Source organism: Neisseria sp. HMSC15G01, from assembly GCF_001808255.1.
In the GTDB taxonomy this organism is placed as follows: domain Bacteria; phylum Pseudomonadota; class Gammaproteobacteria; order Burkholderiales; family Neisseriaceae; genus Neisseria; species Neisseria subflava_A.
This window is the reverse complement of record NZ_KV792674.1, coordinates 1-23,248: the sequence shown is the minus strand read 5'-3', so window position 1 is coordinate 23,248 and position 23,248 is coordinate 1. Positions and strand designations below refer to the sequence as shown.

Genomic DNA, 23,248 nt, shown 5'->3' with positions numbered 1-23,248 from the left:
CAAAGGTAAGATCAACCATTTAATCCGCTTACCCAAAATAATCAGGCCGTCTGAATTTTTTCAGACGGCCTGATTTTGCAAATAAGGCTTTTTAGTGCCACAATCTTCCCCATTCTGTCTAAAAACAAAGGAAGCACCATGTACCGTCATGTCGAGTATTATCCGGGCGACCCGATTTTGAGTTTGGTTGAAACCTTCAAACGCGACGAGCGTTCTGAAAAAGTCAATTTGAGCATAGGCATTTATTTTGATGGCGAAGGCAAAATGCCGGTTTTGGAATCTGTCCTCCGGGCAGAAGCAGAGCATGCGGCCGTACCGCGCCCATCGCCTTATCTGCCGATGGAAGGTTTGGACACTTACCGAAGCGCGGTTCAGCGTTTGCTGTTTGGGCAGGATAATCCGGCGTTGGCAGAAGGGCGCGTTGCGACCATACAGACCTTGGGCGGCTCGGGGGCGTTGAAAGTCGGTGCCGACTTTTTGCACCGTTGGTTCCCTGAAGCGAAAGCCTATGTCAGCGACCCGACTTGGGACAACCATAAGGGTATTTTTGAAGGTGCCGGTTTTGAAGTGGGGACGTATCCTTATTACAACCCTGAAACCGTCGGCGTAAAATTTGAAGAAATGACTGCGTTTTTCAAGACCTTGCCGGAAAACAGCGTCTTGATTTTACATCCATGCTGTCAAAACCCGACCGGCGTCGATATGTCGCAAGCGCAATGGGATGAAGTGTTGGACATCGTTAAAACGCACAAGCTGATTCCGTTTATGGATATTGCCTATCAAGGTTTCGGCGAGGATTTGGACAACGATGCTTATGCGATTCGTAAAGCCGTCGAAATGGGCCTGCCTTTGTTTGTCAGCAACTCTTTTTCGAAAAACCTGTCGCTGTATGGCGAACGCGTCGGCGGTTTGAGTGTAGTGTGTCCCAATAAGGAAGAAGCAGAGCTGGTGTTCGGACAGTTGAAATTTACCGTCCGCCGAATTTATTCCAGTCCTGCCGCGCATGGCGCATACATTGCATCTGATGTGATGAATAGCGAGGAGCTACGCGCTTTATGGGAAAATGAGGTTTACGCCATGCGCGACCGCATCCGTGCCATGCGTCAGAAACTTTATGATGTTTTGACGGCCAAAATTCCCAATCGCGATTTCAGCTATTTCATCAAACAGCTCGGTATGTTCAGCTATACAGGCCTAACCGTAGAGCAGGTACACCGCCTGCGTGACGAGTTTGCCGTTTACCTGCTGGATTCAGGCAGGATGTGTGTGGCAGGATTGAATGCATCGAATATCGATTATGTGGCCGAAGCATTTGCCAAAGTGTTGCAATAGCCGTTCAATCTGAAATTGAATGTAGTTTTATTTGAAGTAAATCAAAAGGCCGTCTGAAAAATTTTCATCTTTCAGACGGCCTCTTTATAATTGGCGCACCCAACAGGGATCGAACCTGTGACCTCCAGCTTCGGAAACTGACACTCTTCCAACTGAGCTATGGGTGCGAAAGCCGTAAGGTTAACGCATATTGGCTTTATTGGCAAAGTTTATCTTGAAAGTGTCTGAAAGTGGCATTGGCGGTCACTTTTTTGCATGGCTGGAATAATCAATTAACTACAAAGGCTTATAGATTTCAGACGGCCTTTTTGAGGATTTTTGCGTATCTTTTTCTCAAGATGGATTGGAAAGCCTTTGCGAATTCAGTATAATCCAGCAAAATATTGTTAACTGCGTTTAACACATAAACTATAACTTACAGCACAACCTAACCTAACGGCGAGGCCTACCAAATGAAACAACTCCGCGACCACAAAGCCCAAGGCTCTGCATTGTTCACCCTTGTGAGCGGTATCGTTATTGTCATTGCAGTGATTTACTTCCTGATCAAACTGGCGGGAAGCGGTTCATTCGGCGATGTTGCCGAAACAACCGAAGCTGCGACTCAAACCCGTATCCAGCCAGTCGGCCAACTGAAATTGGGCGATGGTATTCCAGTCGGCGAGCGTCAAGGCGACCAGATTTTCAATAAAATCTGTATCCAATGTCACGCGGCGGACAGTATCGTTCCTAATGCGCCTAAATTTGAAAACAAAGGCGATTGGGCTCCTCGTATCGCCCAAGGCTTTGATACCTTGTTCCAACACGCTTTGAACGGTTTCAACGCAATGCCTGCCAAAGGCGGTGCAGCTGATTTGACCGACCAAGAATTGAAACGCGTGATTACTTATATGGCCAACAAAGCCGGCGGTACTTTCCCCGATCCTGATGCTGCGGCTCCTGCCGATGCCGCTGCTTCCGGCGAAGCTGCTTCAGCTCCAGCGGCTGAGGGTGTGGCTCCTGCAGATGCTCCTAAAGCAGACGCTGCCAAAGCTGAAGACAAAGGCGCAGCTGCCGGTGGTGCAGACGGTAAAAAAGTTTACGAAGCCAGCTGCCAAGCATGTCACGGCGGTGCAGTTCCCGGTGTTCCTCATGTAGGTAAAAAAGAAGACTGGGCTCCTCGTATCAAACAAGGTAAAGACACCCTGCACAAACATGCAATCGAAGGCTTTAACGCAATGCCTGCCAAAGGCGGTAACGGCAGCCTGAGCGACGATGAAGTGAAAGCTGCAGTTGATTACATGGCTAATCAATCTGGTGCTAAATTCTAAGATTTGACTTTGACTCTCGAATAGAAAGCGCATTCTGCATAGGATGCGCTTTTTTCGTGCAGGAAGGCCTGATCTTGCTATAATACGAGAGTACTAGATTGTAGTTTGTCTGAAAGATTCAGACGGCCTTCAAACACAATATTCTTTTAAAGAAGTTTAACTATATTCACATACGACAAAACAATCACGGAGTTATCTCATGGCAAAAAAATATTTCGGTACTGACGGTGTGCGTGGCGAAGTCGGTCAGTTTCCTATCAATCCTGATTTTGTCTTGAAATTAGGCTATGCGGCAGGTCAGGTTTTGGTGCAGCACGAAGGCGAAATCAAACCAACCGTCTTAATCGGCAAAGACACGCGTATTTCAGGCTATATGCTGGAAGCTGCGCTGATTGCCGGTTTTACCGCCGCCGGTGTCAATGTTATTCAAACCGGCCCTCTGCCAACCCCGGGCGTAGCGTATCTGACCCGTGCTTTGCGTTTGTCTGCCGGTGTGATGATTTCTGCTTCCCATAACGTTTATTCCGACAACGGCATTAAATTCTTTGCCGAAGGCGGTGTGAAGCTGAGCGATGAAATCGAGTTGGAAATTGAAGCCAAAATCGATGAAGAAATGAAAACCCAGCCGTCCAGCCGTCTTGGCCGCGCGCGCCGGATTAATGGTGCGGATGACCGCTATATCGAGTTCTGTAAATCCACTTTCCCAAGTCATTTGGATTTGCGCGGTCTGAAATTGGTGGTCGATACCGCCAATGGTGCAGGCTATGCAGTTGCGCCTAAAGTATTCCACGAATTGGGTGCGCAAGTGGTGAGTATCGGTGATGAGCCAAACGGCTACAACATCAATGAGAAATGTGGTGCGACCCATCCGAAAGCTTTGCAAGCTGCCGTACTGCAAAATGAAGCCGATTACGGCATTGCCTTGGACGGCGATGGCGACCGTTTGATGATGGTTGACCGCAATGGCAAAGTGTATGACGGCGACAGCCTGATTTATGTGATTGCCAAAGCACGCGCGCACGAAGGCGTGGAAATCGGCGGTGTGGTGGGTACAGTGATGACCAATATGGCGATGGAAATTGCTTTGAAAGAGCAGGGCGTTGATTTCTGCCGTGCCAAAGTGGGCGACCGCTATGTGTTGGAACAGCTCCACCAACGCGGTTGGCTGATTGGCGGCGAAGCCAGCGGCCATATTTTGTGCATGGACAAACACAATACCGGCGACGGCATCATTTCCGCGCTACAAGTTTTGGCCGCATTGCAAACCTTGAATCAAGACCTTGCCACCGTTTGCGCCGATTGGCAGCCGTATCCGCAAACCATGATCAACGTCCGCATCAAAAAAGGCCAAAACTGGCAGGACGCTTCCAAAGAGGCTTTGGCTGAAGTGGAAAAAGAACTCGAAGGCAAAGGCCGCGTGGTCTTGCGTGCATCCGGTACCGAGCCTGTTGTGCGCGTGATGGTGGAAGCCAAGCAGGCAGACTGGGCGAAAAAAGGGCGCAGAAAAAATTGCCGCGGCCATTCAAGGTCAAAAGTAACAGTGTGTTTGATTTTGAATTGAACTAAATAAAAGGCCGTCTGTTGTTCAGACGGCCTTTGTGTTTCAGTTGAAAGCTTAGTTGCTCAAGACATCAACGCCTTTAGGAGGTGTGAATTTGAACATACCGCTGGAAAGGTTAGGCTTGGTGTTCAAACCGCTGAAGCTGATGCTGGTTTGGTTGCCGAAGCTGTCTTTCAGCTGCATGGCGGCGAGGTTGTCGCCTTTGAAGCCGATGCGGATGTATTGGTAGCCGGCGTTGTTTTTCTTAGGCGTAGCCAAAACGTAGTCGATACCGTTAGCAGAACCGTCTTCTTTTAGCGTGTAGCTGCTGTCCAATGCCGTTTTGTTGGAGAGGATGGCGGCAGGGCTGTCGCCGATGGTTTGGTCTTGTGAGGACTTGGTTACTTGCGCCAAATCTACGTCATAGAGCCAAATGGTTTTGCCGTCGCCAACGATGGTTTGTTTATAGGGTTTGGTGTATTCCCATTTGAACAAGCCAGGGCGCAGGATTTTGAATGTACCGTATGTAGTTTGGGTTTTCTTTTTGCTGTGAACGGTTTGGCTGAAGTTGCCACTGATACCGTCGGCGTCATTATTGAATTTTTTCAGGGCGTCCACTGCGCCGGCTTGTGCAAAGCCGATGGCTGAAGAAAGCAGCGCGGCAGCGGTCAGGGTGAACAGTCGGGTAGTTTTCATGTTTTGGTTCCTTGTTCGGAGAGATGGGTTCAGTATAGACGTTATGGTGTAACAGGCAAGGGGCTGAATGGAGGGTTTAATTTGTGTAAATATGAAAAATCCAATCAAGTGACTGAAATAATTTCATTTCTTCAGACGGCCTGCATTTGGTTTTGACGTTTTTTTAATGAAACACATAAGGGCTTGGTGTGGTATTTAATGTCATTTTACGGAAAGCGTGAAATTATAGTCTTTCTGTTTGCTTTTTAAAACGGTTATAATATTTATCTTTTGAAAACAATGGTTTTGTATGTATCTGAATCCTTATCCTTTATTGGAACAGGCTTTGCTGTCGGACAATCCGGATGAAAAAGGAAAATTGACGCAGGCCTTGTTTGCGCAGTTGGGCAAGGCGGAAGGTTTGACGGTTGAAGAGTCGAAACCTGTGGATTGCCGTTTTGCCGGACATCCGCTCCGTCCGCGTTTGGTTGCCCCTTCGGAAGTCACGCCGCGCAAGATGAATACGGTCGAAGGCTATGCGGCGATGTTGCACGCGATTGCGCACATCGAATTTAATGCGATTAATCTGGCTTTGGATGCGGCGTATCGTTTTCGCAATATGCCGTTTCAGTTTGTACGCGATTGGGTAAGGGTGGCGAAAGAAGAAGTGTTTCACTTCGGCTTGATGCGCGGCCGTCTGAACAGCTTGGGCTACGATTACGGCGATTTTGAAGCGCACGGGCATTTGTGGGATATGGCGTATAAAACTGCTTACGATCCCTTGTTGCGTATGGCTTTGGTACCGCGGGTGTTGGAAGCGCGCGGTTTGGATGTCACGCCGGGTATTCGTGCAAAAGTGGCGCAGCGTGGCGATGTGGAAACCTGCGATGTGTTGGATATTATTTATCGCGATGAAGTGGGGCATGTCGCCATCGGCAATCATTGGTATCAGCATCTTTGCCGTGAGCGCGGTTTGGAACCGGTTGCCTTGTTCCGCAGCCTGATTGCGCGTTACGATATGTTTATCTTCCGCGGCTACGTCAATATCGAAGCACGGGAACGCGCAGGATTCAGCCGTTTCGAGCTGGATATGTTGGAAGATTTTGAGAAAAGTTTGAAACAGGATAAAAAGGCCGTCTGAAACGGTAAAATCATCATGGCACATCATCACGATCATTCGCACGCGCACACGCATACCGCCAATAAGCAGGTATTGCGCATTTCATTTTTCGTCATTGCCGGATTTATGCTGGTTGAAGCTGTCGGCGGCTGGCTGACCAACTCTTTGGCCCTGCTTTCCGATGCGGGGCATATGTTCAGCGATGCGTTTTCGCTGGGCGTAGCATTGTGGGCATTCAAACTTGGCGAGAAACAGACCACGCTGCAAAAGACATTTGGCTATAAGCGTTTTGAAATTTTGACGGCGATGTTTAACGGATTGTCGCTGGTGTTGATTGCGGCGATGATTTTTTATGAAGCAGTCAAACGATTGTTTTATCCGCCGGAAATTTTGACGGGCGGCATGTTGGTGGTCAGTATCATCGGTTTGCTGGTCAACATCGGCGTCGCCGTTTATATGTTGAAAAATGGTGATACTGAAGAAAACGTCAATATGCGTGGCGCGTATCTGCACGTAATCAGCGATTTATTCGGCTCGATAGGGGCGATTGTCGCAGCGGTACTGATGATGGCGTATGGTTGGCAATGGGCGGATACGGTAGCCAGCGTATTGGTGGCGGCTTTGGTAGGGCGCAGCGGCTGGAAGCTGTTTAAACAGACTTTGCACATTTTGATGGAAGGCGCGCCGGAAAACATCCATACCGATGAGTTGCTCAGCATTATCCGCAATACGGAGGGCGTAAAATCCGTTCACGACTTGCATGTTTGGACGATTACCAGCAATATCCACGTTTTGTCCTGCCATATTGTTGTAGATGGCAGCATGACGGTTGCAGAGTCCGAACAAATCGCCTACCGCGTCGAACATGAATTGGCGCATCATAACATCGGACATTGTACGATTCAGATTGAAAGCCAACGGCACCCGCATAAAGATGAAGTTTTGTGTTCGCAGGAAATGCACGAACATCATCACCATTAACCATATTCAGGCCGTCTGAAACTTGTTGAATTGTTCAGACGCCTTCTAAAATCATCAAAGGAACACTTATGATCCAAGCCGTATTATTCGACCTTGACGGCACGCTTGCCGATACCGCGCTTGATTTGGGTGGTGCGCTCAATACGGTATTGCGCCGACACGGTTTGCCAGAAAAAAGCATGGATGAAATCCGTCCGCAGGCCAGTCATGGTGCGAGCGGTTTGCTCAAACTTGGCGCAGGCATTACGCCCGACCATCCGGACTATATGCAATGGCGCAAAGAGTTTTTGGACGAATACAGCCGCTGTTATGCCGATCAAACCATCTTGTTCGACGGCGTAAACGAAATGCTTGAAGCCTTAGTCCAACACGGTATCCAATGGGGCATTATCACCAATAAGCCCATGCGTTTTACCGATGTCCTCGTGCCTAAGCTCGGGTTTACCGTGCCTCCTGCCGTCATTGTCAGCGGCGATACTTGCGATGAACCCAAGCCCAGCGTGAAGCCTATGTTTTATGCGTGCGAACAGATTGGCGTTGAGGCGCAGCGATGTTTTTATGTCGGTGATGCAGAGCGCGATATGCAGGCAGGCAAGAATGCAGGCATGACGACCGTGCTTGCCGATTGGGGCTATATTTCTGCCGAAGACCAAACTGAAAACTGGCTTGCTGATTTCCGTATTGCCACGCCTTTGGATTTGTTGGCAATCTTGCGTTAAAACCCTGTAATAATCCGTTTTCAGACGGCTTGAAACGGCGTAAAATCGTACTAAGTTTGTATTTTTTCAACCGTTTTACACTTGTAAAGAGAAAAATCATGTTCTTCAAGCATATCGAAGCTGCTCCTGCTGATCCGATTTTAGGTTTGGGCGAGGCGTTTAAAGCCGAAACCCGTCCGGAGAAAGTCAATCTCGGTATCGGCGTGTACAAAGATGCATCCGGCGCGACGCCTATTGTCAAAGCCGTCAAAGAGGCTGAAAAACGCCTGTTGGAAAGCGAAACAACCAAAAACTACCTGACCATCGACGGCGTTGCCGACTACAACGAACAAACCCAAATTCTGCTGTTTGGCAAAGACCACGAAATCATCGCCAGCCGTCGCGCCAAAACAGCGCAAAGCCTTGGCGGTACAGGCGCATTGCGTATTGCGGCCGAGTTTGTCAAACGTCAGTTGAACGCGCAAACCATCTGGATTTCCAATCCAACTTGGCCTAACCACAATGCCATCGCCAAAGCGGTCGGCATCCAAGACAAACCTTATCGCTACTATGATGCCGCCAAACACGGTTTGGATTGGGACGGCATGATTGAAGACTTGAGCCAAGCTCAAAAAGGCGACATCGTCCTGCTGCACGGCTGCTGCCACAACCCTACCGGCATCGACCCTACGCCCGAACAATGGGAAACTTTGGCAAAACTTTCTGCCGAAAAAGGCTGGTTGCCACTGTTTGACTTTGCTTATCAAGGCTTCGGCAATGGCTTGGAAGAAGATGCCTACGGCTTGCGCGTGTTCTTGAAACACAATACAGAATTGCTGATTGCCAGCTCTTATTCCAAAAACTTCGGTATGTACAACGAGCGCGTCGGCGCGTTCACTTTGGTGGCCGAAGATGAAGAAACAGCAGCCCGCGCCCACAGCCAAGTCAAAACCATCATCCGTACCTTGTATTCCAACCCGGCTTCACACGGTGCGAACACCATTGCGCTGGTGTTGAAAAATGATGATTTGAAAGCACAATGGATTGCCGAACTTGACGAAATGCGTGGCCGTATCAAAGCCATGCGCCAAAAATTTGTCGAGTTGCTCAAAGCAAAAGGTGCAACCCAAGACTTTGATTTCATTATTGAACAAAACGGTATGTTCTCTTTCAGCGGTCTGACTCCCGAACAAGTTGACCGTTTGAAAAATGAGTTTGCCATTTATGCCGTCCGTTCCGGCCGCATCAACGTCGCCGGTATTACCGATGACAATATCGACTACCTGTGCGAAAGCATTGTGAAAGTCTTGTAATTGTCGAATTAAAGGCAAACGGCAAAGGCCGTCTGAATCATTCAGACGGCCTTTATTTTTGGTTGTCGAAGCTTATCCGGCAACTGCGTTCATTCCCCAATAAATCATGGCATAGCGCAGCAGTTTGCCTGCAATCAGAATGATGGCGCAATGCAAAGCATTGAGCCTGAGCCAGCCTGCGGCAAGGGGGAGTGCATCGCCGATAATCGGCAGCCATGCAAATAATAGTGGCCAAATTCCCCATCTTTGTATACGCGCCAATACTTTTTCAGACGGCCTTTTCTTGGACGGAAACATTCTGCCCATGTAATACGAAACCATACTGCCCAAGCCATTCGCCAAACCGGCACACAAACATGCGCCGAGGGCATGTTGCGGATATTGGTACACAAATGCGGCGTATGCCGCCTCGGATGTACCCGGAAGTAGTGTGGCTGAAGTGAAGGCAGAAGCAATCAGGGCAAGGTAAGCGTAAAGAGGGGGCATGTTTTGAGTTACATCAAGTGATATTGTAAAAAAGAAATAATAGGTTTAATAAGAGGATTATGCCTTTATTTTTTAATCTAATAAAATATAAATCCAATATTATTGAAATTTTTAAAATTAAACGACTGAAGGATAATGTAGTCGGCTGTTAGAAAATAGTTTTCAAAGTGACGGATTATCAGTATGATACGGGCGGCTGTTAATGGGTGTTAAGTTTAATGAACTGATTTAAGCTCATTTTTCCAGCAAATCTTAACAAAACGAAAGGCAAATCATGTCTGCGCATTCACAACAAAATCATACTCCTGCGCTGGTTGTCCTAACCACACTCTTTTTCATGATGGGTTTCATTACCTGCATGAACGATATTTTGATTCCGCACCTGAAAGATATTTTCGAACTGACTTATGTTCAGGCGATGCTGATTCAATTCTGTTTCTTTACCGCTTATGCGATTATGTCGATCCCTATGGGTTATTTGGTCGGCAAAATCGGCTATAAAAACGGTGTAATCGGCGGTTTCGTATTGACTGCCATCGGCTGTCTGTTGTTCTATCCTGCCGCCGGCAGCCATTCTTATCCTACTTTCTTGGGTGCGCTGTTCATTTTGGCTTCAGGTGTAACGCTGTTGCAAGTGGCGGGTAACCCTTATGTGACCCTGCTGTCCAAACCAGGTAAAGAATCTGCAACACTGACTTTGGTTCAGGCATTCAACTCTTTGGGTACGACCATTGCTCCGCAAATCGGGGCATTCCTGATTTTGGCTGATGCGACACAAACTGTCAGCAAAGCCGAGCAAATTTCTTCTGTTCAAATTCCATATTTGGGTTTGGCAGGTTTGCTGATTATTTTGGCTGTGTTCGTCAAAATGATTCGTCTGCCTGATGCAAACAAAATTGCTGAAGAAGAGAGTGAACACAACCATGATGGTAAACACAGCGTATGGCAATACCGCCACTTGATTTTTGGTGCGGCCGGTATTTTCTGTTATGTTGGTGCAGAAGTATCTATCGGTTCTTTGTTGGTCAACGTGTTGGGTTACCTGAAAGGTTTGGACCACGCATCTGCTGCAAAATATCTGTCGTTCTACTGGGGCGGCGCGATGGTTGGTCGCTTCTTAGGCTCTGCCATCATGGCGAAAATTGCGCCTAACCGCTATTTGGCATTCAATGCTACCGCTGCTGTTGTCCTGTTGGGCGTAGCTATGTTGGCAGGTAAAGCCAGTGCAGATGTTGCGATGTGGGCATTGTTGGCCATCGGTTTCTTCAATTCCATCATGTTCCCAACGATTTTCTCTTTGGCAACCAAAGGTCTTGGCCGATTCACCAGCAGCGCTTCCGGCGTATTGTGTACTGCGATTGTCGGCGGTGCGGTTGTGCCTGTGGTACAAGGTTGGGTAGCGGATACTCAAGGTCTGATGATTTCTTTCGTTGTATCAGCGATTTGTTACGTATACATCGTCTTCTTTGCTATAAAAGGCTACAAAGCTGACGAATAATTCATCATGATAAAAGGCCGTCTGAAACCTTATGGGATTTCAGACGGCCTTTTTACTTTGTGGCATAATGATTTAAATGACAGGAGGAAAAAATGGCCAAAATCATTTTGCTGCATGGCTTGCACATGCATTCGTGGGTCATGAGACCGCTGGCGTATTTGCTGGAACAAGAAGGTTTTGAAGTTGCGCTGTTCGATTATTGCAGTGTGTTGCACTCGATGAATCGGCATGTTGAGGACTTGGCGCGATGGATTGATGAGAACCATGCTGATGAAACGCTGCACTTTGTCGGTCATAGTTTGGGCGGGTTGGTCTTACGCAATTTTGCGGCGGCATATCCGGATAAAGTCAGCGGCCGTATTGTTACCATGGGTACGCCGCATCAAGGCAGCCGTGCCGCTCAACGTGTGTTCAATATGGGTTTGCAAAAGCCGGTATTGGGCGGCTCGTATAAAGGCGCATTGGACGGTGGTATGCCTGAATTGCCAGAGGGCGTTAAGTTGGGCAGTATTGCCGGCAATAAACCGTATGGGCTGGGCCGTGTTTTAGGTTTGCATGGCGAACATGATGGTACGGTTTTGGTCAGCGAAACGCATTGTCCGAATATGCGTGATCATGTCGTTTTGCCTGTCAGCCATAGCGGTATGCTGTTTAACCGTAAAACGGTTGAGCAGGTGGTGGCATTTTTGCATGATGGACGTTTTAAAAAGCAATAAAATTTCATTTATTTTAATTTAAAAGTATTTAATGTTAATAATTTAATATATTTTAAAGAAAGTGTCGCAGTTTTACTGAAGCTGTTTTTATAAAATAACAGGCAGGCCGTCTGAAAATCGGGTTTCAGACGGCCTGTTATGCTAAAATCTGTTAAATACTTATTAAAAAGGCAAAGAACAATGTTTGCTTTCAAATCCTTACTTAATATGCCGCGCTTTGAGGCCATCGCTGTGGCCTTGGCTTTGGTGGCGGCAATGGGTTACACGATTATTTCGCTTGAATGGCTGCCGCATATGTCGATTGTGACGGCGATCGTGGTCTTGCTGTTGTACGGTTTGATGCGTGGCTTGAAATATCAAGACATGCAAAACGGTATGATAGGCGCGGTCGGGCAGGGCATGGGTGCGATTTATCTGTTTTTCTTTATCGGCCTGATGGTCAGCGCGCTGATGATGAGCGGTGCGATTCCGACGCTGATGTATTACGGTTTCGGATTGATTTCGCCGACTTATTTTTATTTCTCGGCGTTTGCGCTTTGCTCAATCATCGGTATTTCCATCGGCAGTAGTTTGACGACTTGTGCGACTGTCGGCGTGGCATTTATGGGTATGGCGGCTGCGTTTCATGCCGATATGGCGATGACGGCAGGCGCGATTGTGTCGGGTGCGTTCTTTGGCGATAAAATGTCGCCGCTTTCCGATACGACCGGTATTTCCGCTTCGATTGTCGGCATTGATTTGTTCGAGCACATCAAAAACATGATGTACACCACTGTGCCTGCGTGGTTGATCAGTGCGGCGTTGATGTTGTGGCTCTTGCCCAATGTTGCCGCGCATGACATGAACAGCGTCGAAGCTTTTCGCGCGCAATTGGAAGCAACCGGTTTGGTGCATGCCTACTCGCTGATTCCGTTTGCCTTACTGGTTATCCTTGCCCTGATGCGCGTAAATGCCATTGTGGCTATGTTGTTTACCGTTGTGGTGGCGCTGATTGTGACTTACTTCCACAGTACGCCTGATTTGAAACAGCTGGGTGCGTGGTTTTACGGCGGATACAAACTCGAAGGTGAAGCATTTAAAGACATTGCCCGTTTGATTTCTCGCGGCGGTTTGGAAAGCATGTTCTTTACGCAAACCATCGTGATACTCGGCATGAGCTTGGGCGGCCTGTTGTTCAGTATCGGTGTGATTCCGTCTTTGTTGGAGGCTATTCGTGCGTTCCTGACCAATGCTGGACGCGCTACTTTCAGCGTGGCCATGACATCGGTCGGTGTCAACTTCCTGATTGGCGAGCAATATTTGAGTATCCTGCTTTCCGGCGAAACCTTTAAGCCGGTTTATGACAAGCTTGGTCTGCATTCGCGCAACCTTGCCCGTACGCTGGAAGATGCGGGTACGGTCATCAACCCGTTGGTGCCTTGGAGCGTCTGTGGCGTATTCATCAGCCATGCCTTGGGTGTGCCTGTTTGGGAATACCTGCCTTATGCCTTCTTCTGCTACTTGAGTTTGGCTCTGACGCTGGTGTTTGGCTGGACAGGGTTGACTTTGAGTAAAAAATAAACAGTAGGCTGTTTGATAATCAGGCCGTCTGAAAACAATTTCAGACGGCCTTGTTTTACTTGAAGTAGCCGTATCAACATGATTTCACTATAATTGCTGCGCCAATAAAAAAATAATCCAAACAATGAACAAACAAATCCGCCAAGAAATTTTCGAGCGTTTCCGCGCTGCCAATCCTCATCCGACTACCGAGTTGAATTTCAGCTCGCCGTTTGAGCTGCTTATCGCCGTTTTATTGTCTGCACAAGCAACTGATGTCGGCGTGAACAAAGCGACTGCCAAACTCTTTCCAGTTGCCAATACGCCGCAAGCCATGTTGGATTTGGGGCTGGACGGCGTGATGGAATACACCAAAACCATAGGCCTCTACAAAACTAAGTCCAAACACATCATGCAGACTTGCCGTATTTTGCTGGAAAAATACAATGGCGAAGTGCCTGCCGACCGAGAGGCTTTGGAATCTTTGCCCGGTGTTGGCCGTAAAACAGCCAATGTGGTGTTGAATACTGCATTCGGGCAACCTGTTATGGCGGTCGATACCCATATTTTCCGTGTGGCCAACCGCACCAAAATCGCGCCGGGCAAGGATGTGCGCGAAGTTGAAGACAAGCTGATGCGCTTTATTCCCAAAGAATTTTTGATGGATGCTCATCATTGGTTGATTTTGCACGGCCGCTATACGTGCAAGGCTTTGAAACCTCAATGTAGCAAATGCCTGATTAACGATTTGTGCGAATATCCGGCAAAAATGTAAATAAAAACATAAAAAAGGCCGTCTGAATTTCAGACGGCCTTTGATTTGGCTACGATTAGTCGGCAACTGCCATCAGGCTGGCATTACCACCGGCAGCGGTAGTATTGATACTGCAAGAGATTTCTTCAAATACTTGCAGGATGTCCAGACCTTGTTCGGAAGGCAGAATGCGGATGAGTGCACCGTCGCGGCCGGCCAACTCTTGTTTGCGCTCGCTGCTCAAAGGCTCGATAGCGGCAACATGGCTGATGCCTGCGTTTTCAGGTTTGCTGTTGACTTGTAACAAACCGTCCAAATCGGCTGAGTAGGAAGCCAATGGGCTGTTAGGCTCAACAACGGTTTGGATGCCTGCGGCTGCCAGCTCGGTCAGGGCAGAGAAGGCTTGCAGCAGATTGCCGCCATGTACCCAAATACGTTTTGGAGAGCGCCAGCTCAATGAGTTGCGTTCGCCGGTCGGGCCGACCAATACGGTTTCGGCTTTGCGCAGGGTACGGACGCGTGCGTGACCCAAAGCTGCGGCTGCGGCTTTTTTCTCTTCTGCGTTAAACGGCAGTTTGTGAACCAGGGTTTCCAAACGTTTGAGTGCGTCTTCGTCTGCTTGGCCGATTCGGCTGAGGGTTGGGGCAATCCATTCAGGAGTACGAACCAGGCGTTGCAGATAGAATGAACCGCCTGCTTTTGGACCGGTACCGGACAAGCCGTGACCGCCGAAAGGTTGTACGCCGACAACAGCACCAACGATGTTGCGGTTAACGTAGATGTTACCGGCTTCGATGCGGTCGCGGATATGGTCGACAGTGCCTTCGATACGGCTGTGTACACCGCTGGTCAGAGCATAGCCTTTGGCGTTGATTTGGTCGATGAGTTGATCCAATTCGCTGGCGCGGTAGCGGACAACGTGCAATACAGGACCGAACACTTCGCGTTGCAACTCGTTCAGGTTGTTCAATTCAAACAGGATTGGACGAACGAAAGTAGAGTTGTTGTCATCAACGTCGGCGGCAGTTTTGATTTCGTGGTAAGCCTTCGCTACGCCTTTCATTCGGTTGATGTGGGCCAACAGGTTTTGTTGGGCTTCAGCATCGATGACAGGGCCAATATCTGTGGTCAGTTGGGTCGGTTTGCCGACAACCAATTCGTCCATTGCGCCTTTGATGATGTTGACCATTTTATCGGCAACATCTTCTTGAACGCACAAGATACGCAGAGCGGAACAACGTTGGCCTGCGCTGTCGAAGGCAGAGTTCAATACGTCGAGGCAGACTTGTTCCGGCAGGGCGGTAGAGTCCACAATCATCGCGTTTTGACCACCGGTCTCGGCAATCAGGACAGGGCTGTCGTCGCGTTTGGACAGGGCTTTGTTGATCAGGCGCGCTACTTCGGTAGAACCGGTGAAGATCACACCGCCGATGCGGGCATCGCCGGTCAGGGCAGAGCCGACATCGCCTGCGCCGAGTACGAGTTGCAGCGCAGAAGTCGGAATACCGGCTTGATGCATCAGGGAAACTGCGTAAGTAGCAATCAGGCTGGTTTGTTCGGCAGGTTTGGCGATAACGGTGTTACCGGCTGCCAATGCAGAAACCACTTCGCCGGTAAAGATGGCCAATGGGAAGTTCCATGGGCTGATGGCAACGATTGCGCCGACAGCTTTGGCATCTTTAGGCAAGGTGTTTTCAGCTTCGTTGGCATAGTAGCGACAGAAGTCAACGGCTTCTCGTACTTCGGCAACGGCGTTGTTTAAGGTTTTACCGGCTTCGCGGACGGCCAGCATCATCAATGCAGGCGTGTGTTGTTCCAAGAGGTCGGCAAAACGGCGCAGGCAGTCGGCGCGTTCTGAAGCAGGTTTGGCGCTCCACTCCGGCAAGGCGGCAACGGCTGCACCAATAGCTTCTTGAGCCAATGCCGCATCGGCAAAGCTGACAGTGCCGACAACATCGTTGTGGTCTGCAGGGTTGCGGACGGGTTGCGCTTTGCCCACGTTACGCGCTTCGCCATTGACGATAGAAGCAGCGTGGAAGTCTTCGGAAGAAGCTTGGTTGAGTTTTTCTTGCAGGTTTTGCAATACGTTTTCGTTGCTGAAATCGACGCCTTGGGAGTTCAGACGGCCTTTGCCATACAAATCGCGCGGCAGAGGCAATGCCGGATGCAGATGGATGCCTTGTTCGGCGATGGTGTCGAACGGGCTCTTAATCAGGCGGTCGATGCTGATGTTTTCGTCAACGATTTGGTTCACGAAAGAAGAGTTCGCACCGTTTTCCAACAGGCGGCGTACCAAGTAGGCGAGCAGGGTTTCGTGTGTGCCGACCGGGGCATACACGCGTACGCGGCGACCTAAGTTTTGCGGGCCGACCACTTGGTCGTACAGGGTTTCGCCCATGCCGTGCAGACATTGGTGTTCGAAGTCTTTGCCTTTACCCATTTGGTAGATTGCGCCCAAGGTGTAGGCGTTGTGGGTGGCAAATTGTGGGAACACGGCATCTTGCGCATCCAAGAGTTTGCGTGCGCAGGCGAGGTAGGAGATGTCGGTGTGGACTTTACGGGTGTAAGTCGGATAGCCTTCCATGCCGTCTACTTGAGCCCATTTCACTTCGCTGTCCCAGTATGCGCCTTTCACCAAACGGATCATCAGTTTTTGGTTGTTGCGGCGGGCCAGGTCGATCAGATAGTCGATAACAAACGGGCAACGTTTTTGGTAGGCCTGAACAACGAAACCGATACCTTTGTAGCCTGCCAAGTCAGGATCGGAAACCAACGCTTCCATCAAGTCCAAAGACAATTCGAGACGGTTGGCTTCTTCGGCGTCGATGTTGATACCGATATCGTATTTTTTACCCAAAAGGAACAATTCTTTCAGGCGTGGCAGCAGTTCGTTCATCACGCGTTCGTGTTGGGCGCGTGAGTAGCGTGGGTGGATGGCGGAAAGTTTGACGGAGATACCGTTGCCTTCGTAAACGCCTTGGCCAGCGGCATCTTTACCGATGGCGTGAATGGCTTGAACGTAGTCGTTGTAGTAGCGGTTGGCATCTTCTTCGGTGTATGCGGCTTCACCCAACATATCGAAAGAGAAGCGGTAACCCATTTTCTCGCGCTCTTTACCGTTTTGCAGCGCTTCTTCAATGGTTTGACCGGTGACGAACTGTTTGCCCAGCAGGCGCATGGCGTAGTTAACGCCTTGACGGATCAGAGGGGCGCCGCCTTTGCTGATCAGACGGCTCAATGCGGAACTCATCTGTTTGTCGTTTGTCGCGGTCAGTTTGCCGGTAATCAGCAGACCCCATGCGGCCGCGTTAACGAAGAGGGAAGGGCTGTTGTTCAAGTGGCTTTTCCAGTTGCCTTCAGAGATTTTGTCGGCAATCAGGCGGTCACGGGTGGCATTGTCCGGAATGCGCAGCAGGGCTTCAGCCAGACACATCAGTGCAACACCTTCTTCACTGGAGAGGGAGAACTCGTGCATCAAGGCATCTACACCGCTGGCTTTGGTACGGCTGGCACGGACTTGGGTAACCAAACGACGGGCAAGCTCGGAGGCGGCATTGCGTTCTTCGTCGGTCATCTGTGCACGTTGCAACATATCCTGAACGGCCTCGATTTCATCGCGGCGGTAGGCATCAGTTACAGCTTGACGCAGAGGAGTTTGTGTTGGAAAAGCGAAGTTAAACATTATTTATGTTCTCCAAAGGTTTTTTCATGGTTTCAGACGGCCTGAATTAAGACTGCTAAAACAAGCATTCTGAAGGATAGTAATATCGTAATAAAATTATGATGCGGATACAAGATGCATCCGCATAAATTGCTGTTTTTTCTGATAAGGCTCAGATTATTTTGAAACAGTTTATTTCATAAAGACGGCCTGCACGGAATCATGCAGGCCGTCTGAAAACGTCTTATTTAGAGGCGCGGTATTCTGCGTCTGCTTTTTCGAAACGTTCTTGCAATTCGCGTGAAGGTTTTTTGTCGATCAGAGAGACCAAAACAATTACGAGGGTACAAGCGATGAAGCCGGGAACGATTTCATAGACGGTAGAGAAGCCTGTTTCTTGTGCGGCCAAAGCAGGTTTTTTGATCCACTCAGCCCAAACAACCACAGTCAGCGCGCCTGCAATCATGCCGGAGAGTGCGCCGTAGGCAGTAATGCGTTTCCACAAAACAGACAGGATAACAACCGGACCGAATGCGGCACCAAAGCCGGCCCATGCATAAGCTACCAAGCCTAATACTTTACTGTTAGGGTCAGAAGCAATCAGGATAGAAATCACGGCAATCGCCAATACCATCAGACGGCCAATCCATACCAATTCAGCTTGTTGTGCCTTTTTACGCAGGAAGCCTTTGTAGAAGTCTTCGGTAATCGCGCTGGAGCAAACCAACAATTGGCAAGACAGGGTAGACATTACGGCGGCGAGAATCGCGCTCAAGATGATACCGGCAATCCAAGGGTTGAAGAGCAGGGTAGCCAAAGCGATGAAGATACGTTCGTGGTTGCCGTTCATTTCTTCAACGTGTGCAGGGTTGGCGCCGAAGTAAGCGATACCGAAGTAGCCGACAGCCACAGCACCGGCCATACACAGAATCATCCAAGTCATACCGATACGGCGTGCAGAAACCAGAGATTTAGCGCTTTCAGCAGCCATAAAGCGAGCCAAAATGTGTGGTTGGCCGAAATAGCCCAAGCCCCAAGCGGCGGTAGAGATAATGCCGATGAAAGTAGTACCGGCAAACAGGCTGCCGTATTCTTTACCGGTAGAAGCGGCAACTTGTTGGATGGCCGCGTTCATTTGATCTGCACCACCCAAACCCAAATACACCATTATAGGAGTCAGTACCAATGCAAAAATCATCAAAGAAGCTTGCAGGGTATCGGTCCAACTTACGGCCAAGAAACCGCCCAAGAAAGTGTAGGCGATGGTTGCGCCGGCACCCAGCCACATGGCTTGAGTGTAAGACAGATCGTGGAACAGGCTTTGGAACAGGGTAGCACCGGCTACGATGCCTGAAGCACAGTAAATAGTGAAGAAGAACAAGATAATCAGTGCAGAAACCACTTTCATCAAGTGACCGCCGGCACCAAAGCGGTGGAAGAAGTAATCAGGGAGCGTCAGCGCGTTGTTGGCGTATTCGGTATGTACGCGCAGACGGCCTGCGACCAAAAGCCAGTTGAGGTATGCACCCACAATCAGACCAATGGCAATCCAAGCTTCATTCAAACCGCTCAGGTAAATGGCACCGGGCAAACCCATCAAAAGCCAACCTGACATATCGGAAGCACCGGCAGACATCGCAGTAACGAACGGACCCAAGCTACGGCCGCCGAGGATGTAGTCGTCGAAGTTTCGTGTTGAAAAATAGGCGGCGAGGCCGATCAGTAATACGGCGATCAGATAAATCGCGAAAGTGATATACATGGGATTCATGTATTTATTCCTCATCTAACTTATAAATACGGGTTTTGAAATTGCAAACAATTCGTACCCAAACTTTTTTCTAATAAAAATACAGCTTAAAAATCCTGTTTTTCACGAGAGAGTCAGGATAAATTATTTTCAAATACAATAGGATATGTAACCAATCCATATTAAATTGTAAATAATTAAATTCAGAATACAGTAAATTTTTTGTTTTGCAAAGCACGGAACACGGGCTTTATGAAAAATCGTAGCGCTTTTGAGGGGAAGTTATTTGAAAACAAAAGATTGCAAAAATTATCTTAAATTGGAGAAAAGGAAAGACAATGAAACTATCTTTCCTATAAATGAAACGTTATGCAGAGAAAAAGCGTAATTATGCGACACGAAAGGAGCTGTTCAGACGGCCTGATAACGGCACTACCCCGTATTTCTGATGAATACGGGGTAGTGAGTCAGTTTAAACTAAATAGAAAAATCTTCTTTTAACAAATGTTTATAAGCGAAGAGATAGAAAGCGGCAACAAAAGACGATCCGCCGAGGACATTGCCTAAGAAGACGGGAATCATATTGTAGAAAAATTGACCCCAGCTGACATTTGCGCCTGCCCAAATACCGGCCGGAATGATGAACATATTGGCGACAAAGTGTTGGAAACCGATTAACACGAAGATCATGACCGGAAACCAAGTTGCCAAAATGCGGCCTGAAGTATGACGTGAGCCGAAATAGAACCAAATACCCATGCACACCATCCAGTTACATGCGATAGCGGAAACGAAGGCACGGCCAAAGTCCATATTAACTTTGGCTTCGGCAATGGCAATGGTTTTAGCCGCAGCCGCTCCCTCTGCCAAGCCGACATAGTGGCCGAGGAAATAGGCCATGGCAACAGCGCCTGCCAGATTGCCCAAGCTGACAATGAGCCAGTTGCGTACCAGTTTGTAGGTGCTGACGCGGCCGGTTAATCTGCCCAAAGCCATAATCATCATATTGCCTGTTGCCAGCTCACCGCCGCCGATTAAGATGCAAATCAGCGCAATCGGGAACACAGACGCACCCAAAAGGGCGGCCAGGCCGTTCCATTCGGCCGGAATGCCACTGATGACGCGCAGGCAGGCAAGATAGCCGAAGCCGACATAGCCGCCGCCTAAAAAACTCAAAATCACCAACATTTTGATGCTGAACTCAGACTTGGCGCAGCTCTTGCCGATGGCTTCCTGCAAAATCTCGTGAGGGTACAAATCTCGTGTATTCATGAGGCTCTCTTAAATTGGAAATATCTTGTTTATCATGAGGATAATAAGTTTGCCTGAGAATGATGCCGGTAGGAAATAACAACTGGTTGTAAGAATAGAAGAGGGGGTTATATATTGAGGTGACTAAGGCTGCGGCTGACTTTTTAAGAAAGATAAGTTGAAGCGTTGAGATATTGGTGTGTTAAAAACTTAAAAGGCCGTCTGAAAAAGTTGCTTTCAGACGGCCTTTAGATTTGCTTGGTGCGTTAGAACTACAAGCGCGTTACGCTTAAAACGCCTTTGATGTCGCCTAAGCTGGCTAATACGCGCGGCAGGTCATTGACTTGGCGGACTTCAAGGGTAAAGCGCATACTGGCTTCCAAATCACGCGATTGGGTTTGCACTGCGGTAACGTTGAGTTTATGACGCGCCAGCGCATCCGAAACATCGCGAAGCAAACCGGAGCGGTCTTGGGCGCGGATTTCAACATCGACGGCAAACACTTGTCCTTCTTGCAAGGCTGCCCAGCTTGCGTTCAACACTTTTTCCGGAGCCTGTTCGGCAAGGTGGCGGAAAGAAGGGCAGGTATTGCGGTGGACGGAAATACCGCGGTCGCGGGTAACAAAGCCCACAATATCGTCAGGAGGTGCCGGTTTGCAGCATTTGGCAAGTGTGGTCATTAAGCCGTCTTCGCCGTCAATCAAAATGCCGTTTTTGCCGCCTTTTTTGATTTTGGACTGCTTGACGATATTGGTTTCATCAATCGGCACAGGAGGCGGCTCATTCAGCGCACCGCAGGCTTTGTGGATGGCGCGGTTGGAAACTTCGCCCTGACCGATGGCCGTATAGAGTTCATCGGTTTTTTTGAAGCCGAGTTTTTCCGCCAATGCTTGCAGATTGGGTTTGGGGAAGATTTTTGACAACTGTTTGTCCAGCTGGGCGCGGCCTTCTTCGCGCACGGTATCCGCATTTTGCTGGCGGATATAGGCACGGATTTTGCTGATGGCGCGGTTGGATTTGACCCAGCCTTCGTAGAGCCAGTTGACGGAAGGATTTCCTTCTTTGGCGGTAATGATTTCAACGCGTTGGCCGTTTTCCAATGGTGTGGACAGCGGCACGATTTGTCCTTCGACTTTTGCGCCGCGGCAACGGTCGCCTACGCTGCTGTGCAGGGCATAGGCAAAGTCGATGGGGGTGGCGCCCGTAGGCAGGGAGAGGACTTTGCCGTGCGGGGTCAAAACATAAATCGTATCGTTGAACAGCTCGGTTTTAAAGGCGGCGGCAAGGTCTTCTTTGCCGCTTTCAGCCATGTTTTCGCGCCAGTCTAGGAGTTGGCGCAACCAAGCGATTTTTTGTTCGTAGGCGGAATCGCCTTTGCCGCCTTCTTTATAACGCCAGTGGGCGGCAACACCGAATTCATTGAATTGGTGCATGTCGAAGGTGCGGATTTGGACTTCCACACCTTTGTCTTCCGGGCCGACGATAACGGTGTGCAAACTTTTATAGCCGTTGCCTTTCGGGTTGGCGATATAGTCGTCAAACTCGCCCGGAATCGGCTGCCAGAGGCTGTGGACAATACCCAGCGTGGTGTAACACTCGGGAATGGTGTCCACCAAAATCCGCACAGCGCGGATGTCGAACAGGCCGTCGAAAGTGAGCTTTTTCTTCACCATTTTTTTGTAAATGGAGTAGATGTGCTTCGGTCTTCCGGCAACTTCAAAATGAATATTGTATTTTTTCAGTTCCGTACGCAGGATATTGAGGAAGTTTTCGATGTATTCGAGGCGCTCGGTGCGCTTTTCGTCCAAAAGCAGGGCGATTTCGCGGTATTTTTCCGGCTCTTGATGGCGGAAGCCCAAATCTTCGAGCTGCCATTTGAGTTGCCACACGCCCAAGCGGTTGGCGAGCGGGGCAAAAATGTCGAGGGTTTCTTTGGCAACGGCGCGCTTTTCAGGGTTGTCAGGAACGTTGCTTAAAAATTGCAGGGTGCGCGTACGCATGGCCAGTTTGATCAGGACGACGCGGATGTCGGTAACCATCGCCAACAGCATTTTACGCATGGTTTCGGCTTGTTGGGCGCGCTCTTCCGGCGTGGCAAGGCTGTCTACGCGGGCGAATTGGGTCAGTTTCTGTACTTCGTCCACGCCTTTGACCAGCTCGCAAACGGTACTGTTGCAGCGTTCGGTAACCAATTCGCGCCAAGTGGGAACGTATTTGCCGATGTCGGACAAAATCGTAGCGGCCACGGCATCGGGCAATAAGTCGAGTTCGCTGACGATTTGCATCGAGCCGAGAAAATGTTCCATTAAAGGCTCGCCGTAAGTCGTTAGGGCATCGGCAGGATAATGTTCTTTAGACAGGTCAAAGGCCGTCTGAATTAGGTTTTTATCGGGATCAGGCAGCGCGGCAACATAGCCGTCGAACCATGCGAGGAGGCCTTCCAGCGTTGCACTCGATGTTTGGGGCGTTTGGCGAATAGTGGTCATGGCGTGCGTTTTTTTCTTTTTGATAAAAACGTTGCCATTGTAACAGTTTCTTGCCGACAGCCCTAGATTTGTATGCGAATGCGGCACTATGTTTCAGGAAGCCTTGTTTCAGACGGCCTGGGCTACCCAACTTGCAAT

General features: G+C 49.2%; 16 protein-coding genes, 1 tRNA gene and 1 pseudogene. 11 read left to right on the top strand and 7 right to left on the bottom strand.

Annotated elements, in window-relative coordinates:
• Positions 1-138: 138 nt before the first annotated feature.
• Positions 139-1,332: an amino acid aminotransferase gene (locus HMPREF3139_RS05010; RefSeq protein WP_070460983.1), complete on the top strand. Its 1,194-nt coding sequence runs from the start codon at positions 139-141 to the stop codon at positions 1,330-1,332.
• A gap of 91 nt (positions 1,333-1,423) precedes the next feature.
• Here HMPREF3139_RS05010 and HMPREF3139_RS05005 read toward each other — a convergent pair.
• Positions 1,424-1,499 (bottom strand) — tRNA-Arg (locus HMPREF3139_RS05005).
• 285 nt (positions 1,500-1,784) lie between these two features.
• Between HMPREF3139_RS05005 and HMPREF3139_RS05000 the strand changes: the two genes are divergently transcribed.
• Together HMPREF3139_RS05000 and glmM are read left to right on the top strand one after the other, a co-directional pair.
• On the top strand, positions 1,785-2,642 hold the full coding sequence (locus tag HMPREF3139_RS05000) for a c-type cytochrome (RefSeq protein ID WP_070460981.1): 858 nt from the start codon (positions 1,785-1,787) through the stop codon (positions 2,640-2,642).
• 199 nt (positions 2,643-2,841) lie between these two features.
• Positions 2,842-4,180 (top strand): annotated as a pseudogene (gene glmM, locus HMPREF3139_RS04995) (phosphoglucosamine mutase).
• 77 nt (positions 4,181-4,257) lie between these two features.
• Here the strand turns inward: glmM and lolA are convergent.
• Complete coding sequence (gene lolA / locus HMPREF3139_RS04990; protein ID WP_036493771.1) at positions 4,258-4,878, bottom strand: outer membrane lipoprotein periplasmic chaperone LolA; 621 nt, start codon at positions 4,876-4,878, stop codon at positions 4,258-4,260.
• A gap of 289 nt (positions 4,879-5,167) precedes the next feature.
• Between lolA and HMPREF3139_RS04985 the strand changes: the two genes are divergently transcribed.
• From HMPREF3139_RS04985 to HMPREF3139_RS04970, 4 genes are all read left to right on the top strand, one after another.
• On the top strand, positions 5,168-5,998 hold the full coding sequence (locus tag HMPREF3139_RS04985; RefSeq protein ID WP_070460979.1) for a ferritin-like domain-containing protein: 831 nt from the start codon (positions 5,168-5,170) through the stop codon (positions 5,996-5,998).
• Between the two features lie 15 nt (positions 5,999-6,013).
• Positions 6,014-6,958 (top strand): cation diffusion facilitator family transporter, encoded by a 945-nt coding sequence (locus tag HMPREF3139_RS04980; protein ID WP_070460977.1) that lies wholly within the window; start codon positions 6,014-6,016, stop codon positions 6,956-6,958.
• A 68-nt stretch (positions 6,959-7,026) separates the two neighbouring features.
• Complete coding sequence (locus HMPREF3139_RS04975; protein WP_070460975.1) at positions 7,027-7,677, top strand: HAD family hydrolase; 651 nt, start codon at positions 7,027-7,029, stop codon at positions 7,675-7,677.
• A 98-nt stretch (positions 7,678-7,775) separates the two neighbouring features.
• Positions 7,776-8,969 (top strand): amino acid aminotransferase, encoded by a 1,194-nt coding sequence (locus HMPREF3139_RS04970; RefSeq protein WP_004520646.1) that lies wholly within the window; start codon positions 7,776-7,778, stop codon positions 8,967-8,969.
• A gap of 72 nt (positions 8,970-9,041) precedes the next feature.
• On the opposite strand, the gene HMPREF3139_RS04965 is transcribed toward HMPREF3139_RS04970, so the two are convergent.
• Positions 9,042-9,455: a YqaA family protein gene (locus HMPREF3139_RS04965; protein ID WP_049331084.1), complete on the bottom strand. Its 414-nt coding sequence runs from the start codon at positions 9,453-9,455 to the stop codon at positions 9,042-9,044.
• A 274-nt stretch (positions 9,456-9,729) separates the two neighbouring features.
• On the opposite strand from HMPREF3139_RS04965, the gene HMPREF3139_RS04960 reads away from it, so the two are divergent.
• From HMPREF3139_RS04960 to nth, 4 genes are all read left to right on the top strand, one after another.
• Positions 9,730-10,953 (top strand): sugar MFS transporter, encoded by a 1,224-nt coding sequence (locus HMPREF3139_RS04960; protein WP_070460974.1) that lies wholly within the window; start codon positions 9,730-9,732, stop codon positions 10,951-10,953.
• A 92-nt stretch (positions 10,954-11,045) separates the two neighbouring features.
• Complete coding sequence (locus HMPREF3139_RS04955) at positions 11,046-11,669, top strand: alpha/beta fold hydrolase (protein WP_070460972.1); 624 nt, start codon at positions 11,046-11,048, stop codon at positions 11,667-11,669.
• Positions 11,670-11,849: 180 nt separating this feature from the next.
• On the top strand, positions 11,850-13,229 hold the full coding sequence (nhaC, locus tag HMPREF3139_RS04950) for a Na+/H+ antiporter NhaC (protein ID WP_070460969.1): 1,380 nt from the start codon (positions 11,850-11,852) through the stop codon (positions 13,227-13,229).
• A 124-nt stretch (positions 13,230-13,353) separates the two neighbouring features.
• Complete coding sequence (gene nth, locus HMPREF3139_RS04945) at positions 13,354-13,983, top strand: endonuclease III (RefSeq protein WP_049323145.1); 630 nt, start codon at positions 13,354-13,356, stop codon at positions 13,981-13,983.
• Positions 13,984-14,038: 55 nt separating this feature from the next.
• Here the strand turns inward: nth and putA are convergent, their stop codons facing one another.
• From putA to HMPREF3139_RS04925, 4 genes are all read right to left on the bottom strand, one after another.
• The gene (gene putA, locus HMPREF3139_RS04940) at positions 14,039-17,644 is read right to left on the bottom strand and encodes a bifunctional proline dehydrogenase/L-glutamate gamma-semialdehyde dehydrogenase PutA (protein WP_070460966.1); all 3,606 of its coding nucleotides are present in this window, start codon (positions 17,642-17,644) and stop codon (positions 14,039-14,041) included.
• Positions 17,645-17,867: 223 nt separating this feature from the next.
• Entirely contained in the window at positions 17,868-19,394 is a 1,527-nt protein-coding gene (gene putP, locus HMPREF3139_RS04935; RefSeq protein WP_070460963.1) for a sodium/proline symporter PutP, read from the bottom strand.
• Between the two features lie 456 nt (positions 19,395-19,850).
• Positions 19,851-20,645 carry a formate/nitrite transporter family protein gene (locus HMPREF3139_RS04930; RefSeq protein ID WP_070460961.1) on the bottom strand — a complete coding sequence of 265 codons (795 nt, stop codon included), beginning with the start codon at positions 20,643-20,645 and terminating at the stop codon, positions 19,851-19,853.
• A 251-nt stretch (positions 20,646-20,896) separates the two neighbouring features.
• Positions 20,897-23,110 carry a RelA/SpoT family protein gene (locus HMPREF3139_RS04925; RefSeq protein ID WP_070460959.1) on the bottom strand — a complete coding sequence of 738 codons (2,214 nt, stop codon included), beginning with the start codon at positions 23,108-23,110 and terminating at the stop codon, positions 20,897-20,899.
• Positions 23,111-23,248: the final 138 nt, after the last annotated feature.

Coding starts and splice junctions, on each gene's coding strand:
- HMPREF3139_RS05010 (WP_070460983.1), top strand. CDS start 139: ATGTACCGTCATGTCGAGTATTATCCGGGCGACCCGATTTTGAGTTTG.
- HMPREF3139_RS05000 (WP_070460981.1), top strand. CDS start 1,785: ATGAAACAACTCCGCGACCACAAAGCCCAAGGCTCTGCATTGTTCACC.
- lolA (WP_036493771.1), bottom strand. CDS start 4,878: ATGAAAACTACCCGACTGTTCACCCTGACCGCTGCCGCGCTGCTTTCT.
- HMPREF3139_RS04985 (WP_070460979.1), top strand. CDS start 5,168: ATGTATCTGAATCCTTATCCTTTATTGGAACAGGCTTTGCTGTCGGAC.
- HMPREF3139_RS04980 (WP_070460977.1), top strand. CDS start 6,014: ATGGCACATCATCACGATCATTCGCACGCGCACACGCATACCGCCAAT.
- HMPREF3139_RS04975 (WP_070460975.1), top strand. CDS start 7,027: ATGATCCAAGCCGTATTATTCGACCTTGACGGCACGCTTGCCGATACC.
- HMPREF3139_RS04970 (WP_004520646.1), top strand. CDS start 7,776: ATGTTCTTCAAGCATATCGAAGCTGCTCCTGCTGATCCGATTTTAGGT.
- HMPREF3139_RS04965 (WP_049331084.1), bottom strand. CDS start 9,455: ATGCCCCCTCTTTACGCTTACCTTGCCCTGATTGCTTCTGCCTTCACT.
- HMPREF3139_RS04960 (WP_070460974.1), top strand. CDS start 9,730: ATGTCTGCGCATTCACAACAAAATCATACTCCTGCGCTGGTTGTCCTA.
- HMPREF3139_RS04955 (WP_070460972.1), top strand. CDS start 11,046: ATGGCCAAAATCATTTTGCTGCATGGCTTGCACATGCATTCGTGGGTC.
- nhaC (WP_070460969.1), top strand. CDS start 11,850: ATGTTTGCTTTCAAATCCTTACTTAATATGCCGCGCTTTGAGGCCATC.
- nth (WP_049323145.1), top strand. CDS start 13,354: ATGAACAAACAAATCCGCCAAGAAATTTTCGAGCGTTTCCGCGCTGCC.
- putA (WP_070460966.1), bottom strand. CDS start 17,644: ATGTTTAACTTCGCTTTTCCAACACAAACTCCTCTGCGTCAAGCTGTA.
- putP (WP_070460963.1), bottom strand. CDS start 19,394: ATGAATCCCATGTATATCACTTTCGCGATTTATCTGATCGCCGTATTA.
- HMPREF3139_RS04930 (WP_070460961.1), bottom strand. CDS start 20,645: ATGAATACACGAGATTTGTACCCTCACGAGATTTTGCAGGAAGCCATC.
- HMPREF3139_RS04925 (WP_070460959.1), bottom strand. CDS start 23,110: ATGACCACTATTCGCCAAACGCCCCAAACATCGAGTGCAACGCTGGAA.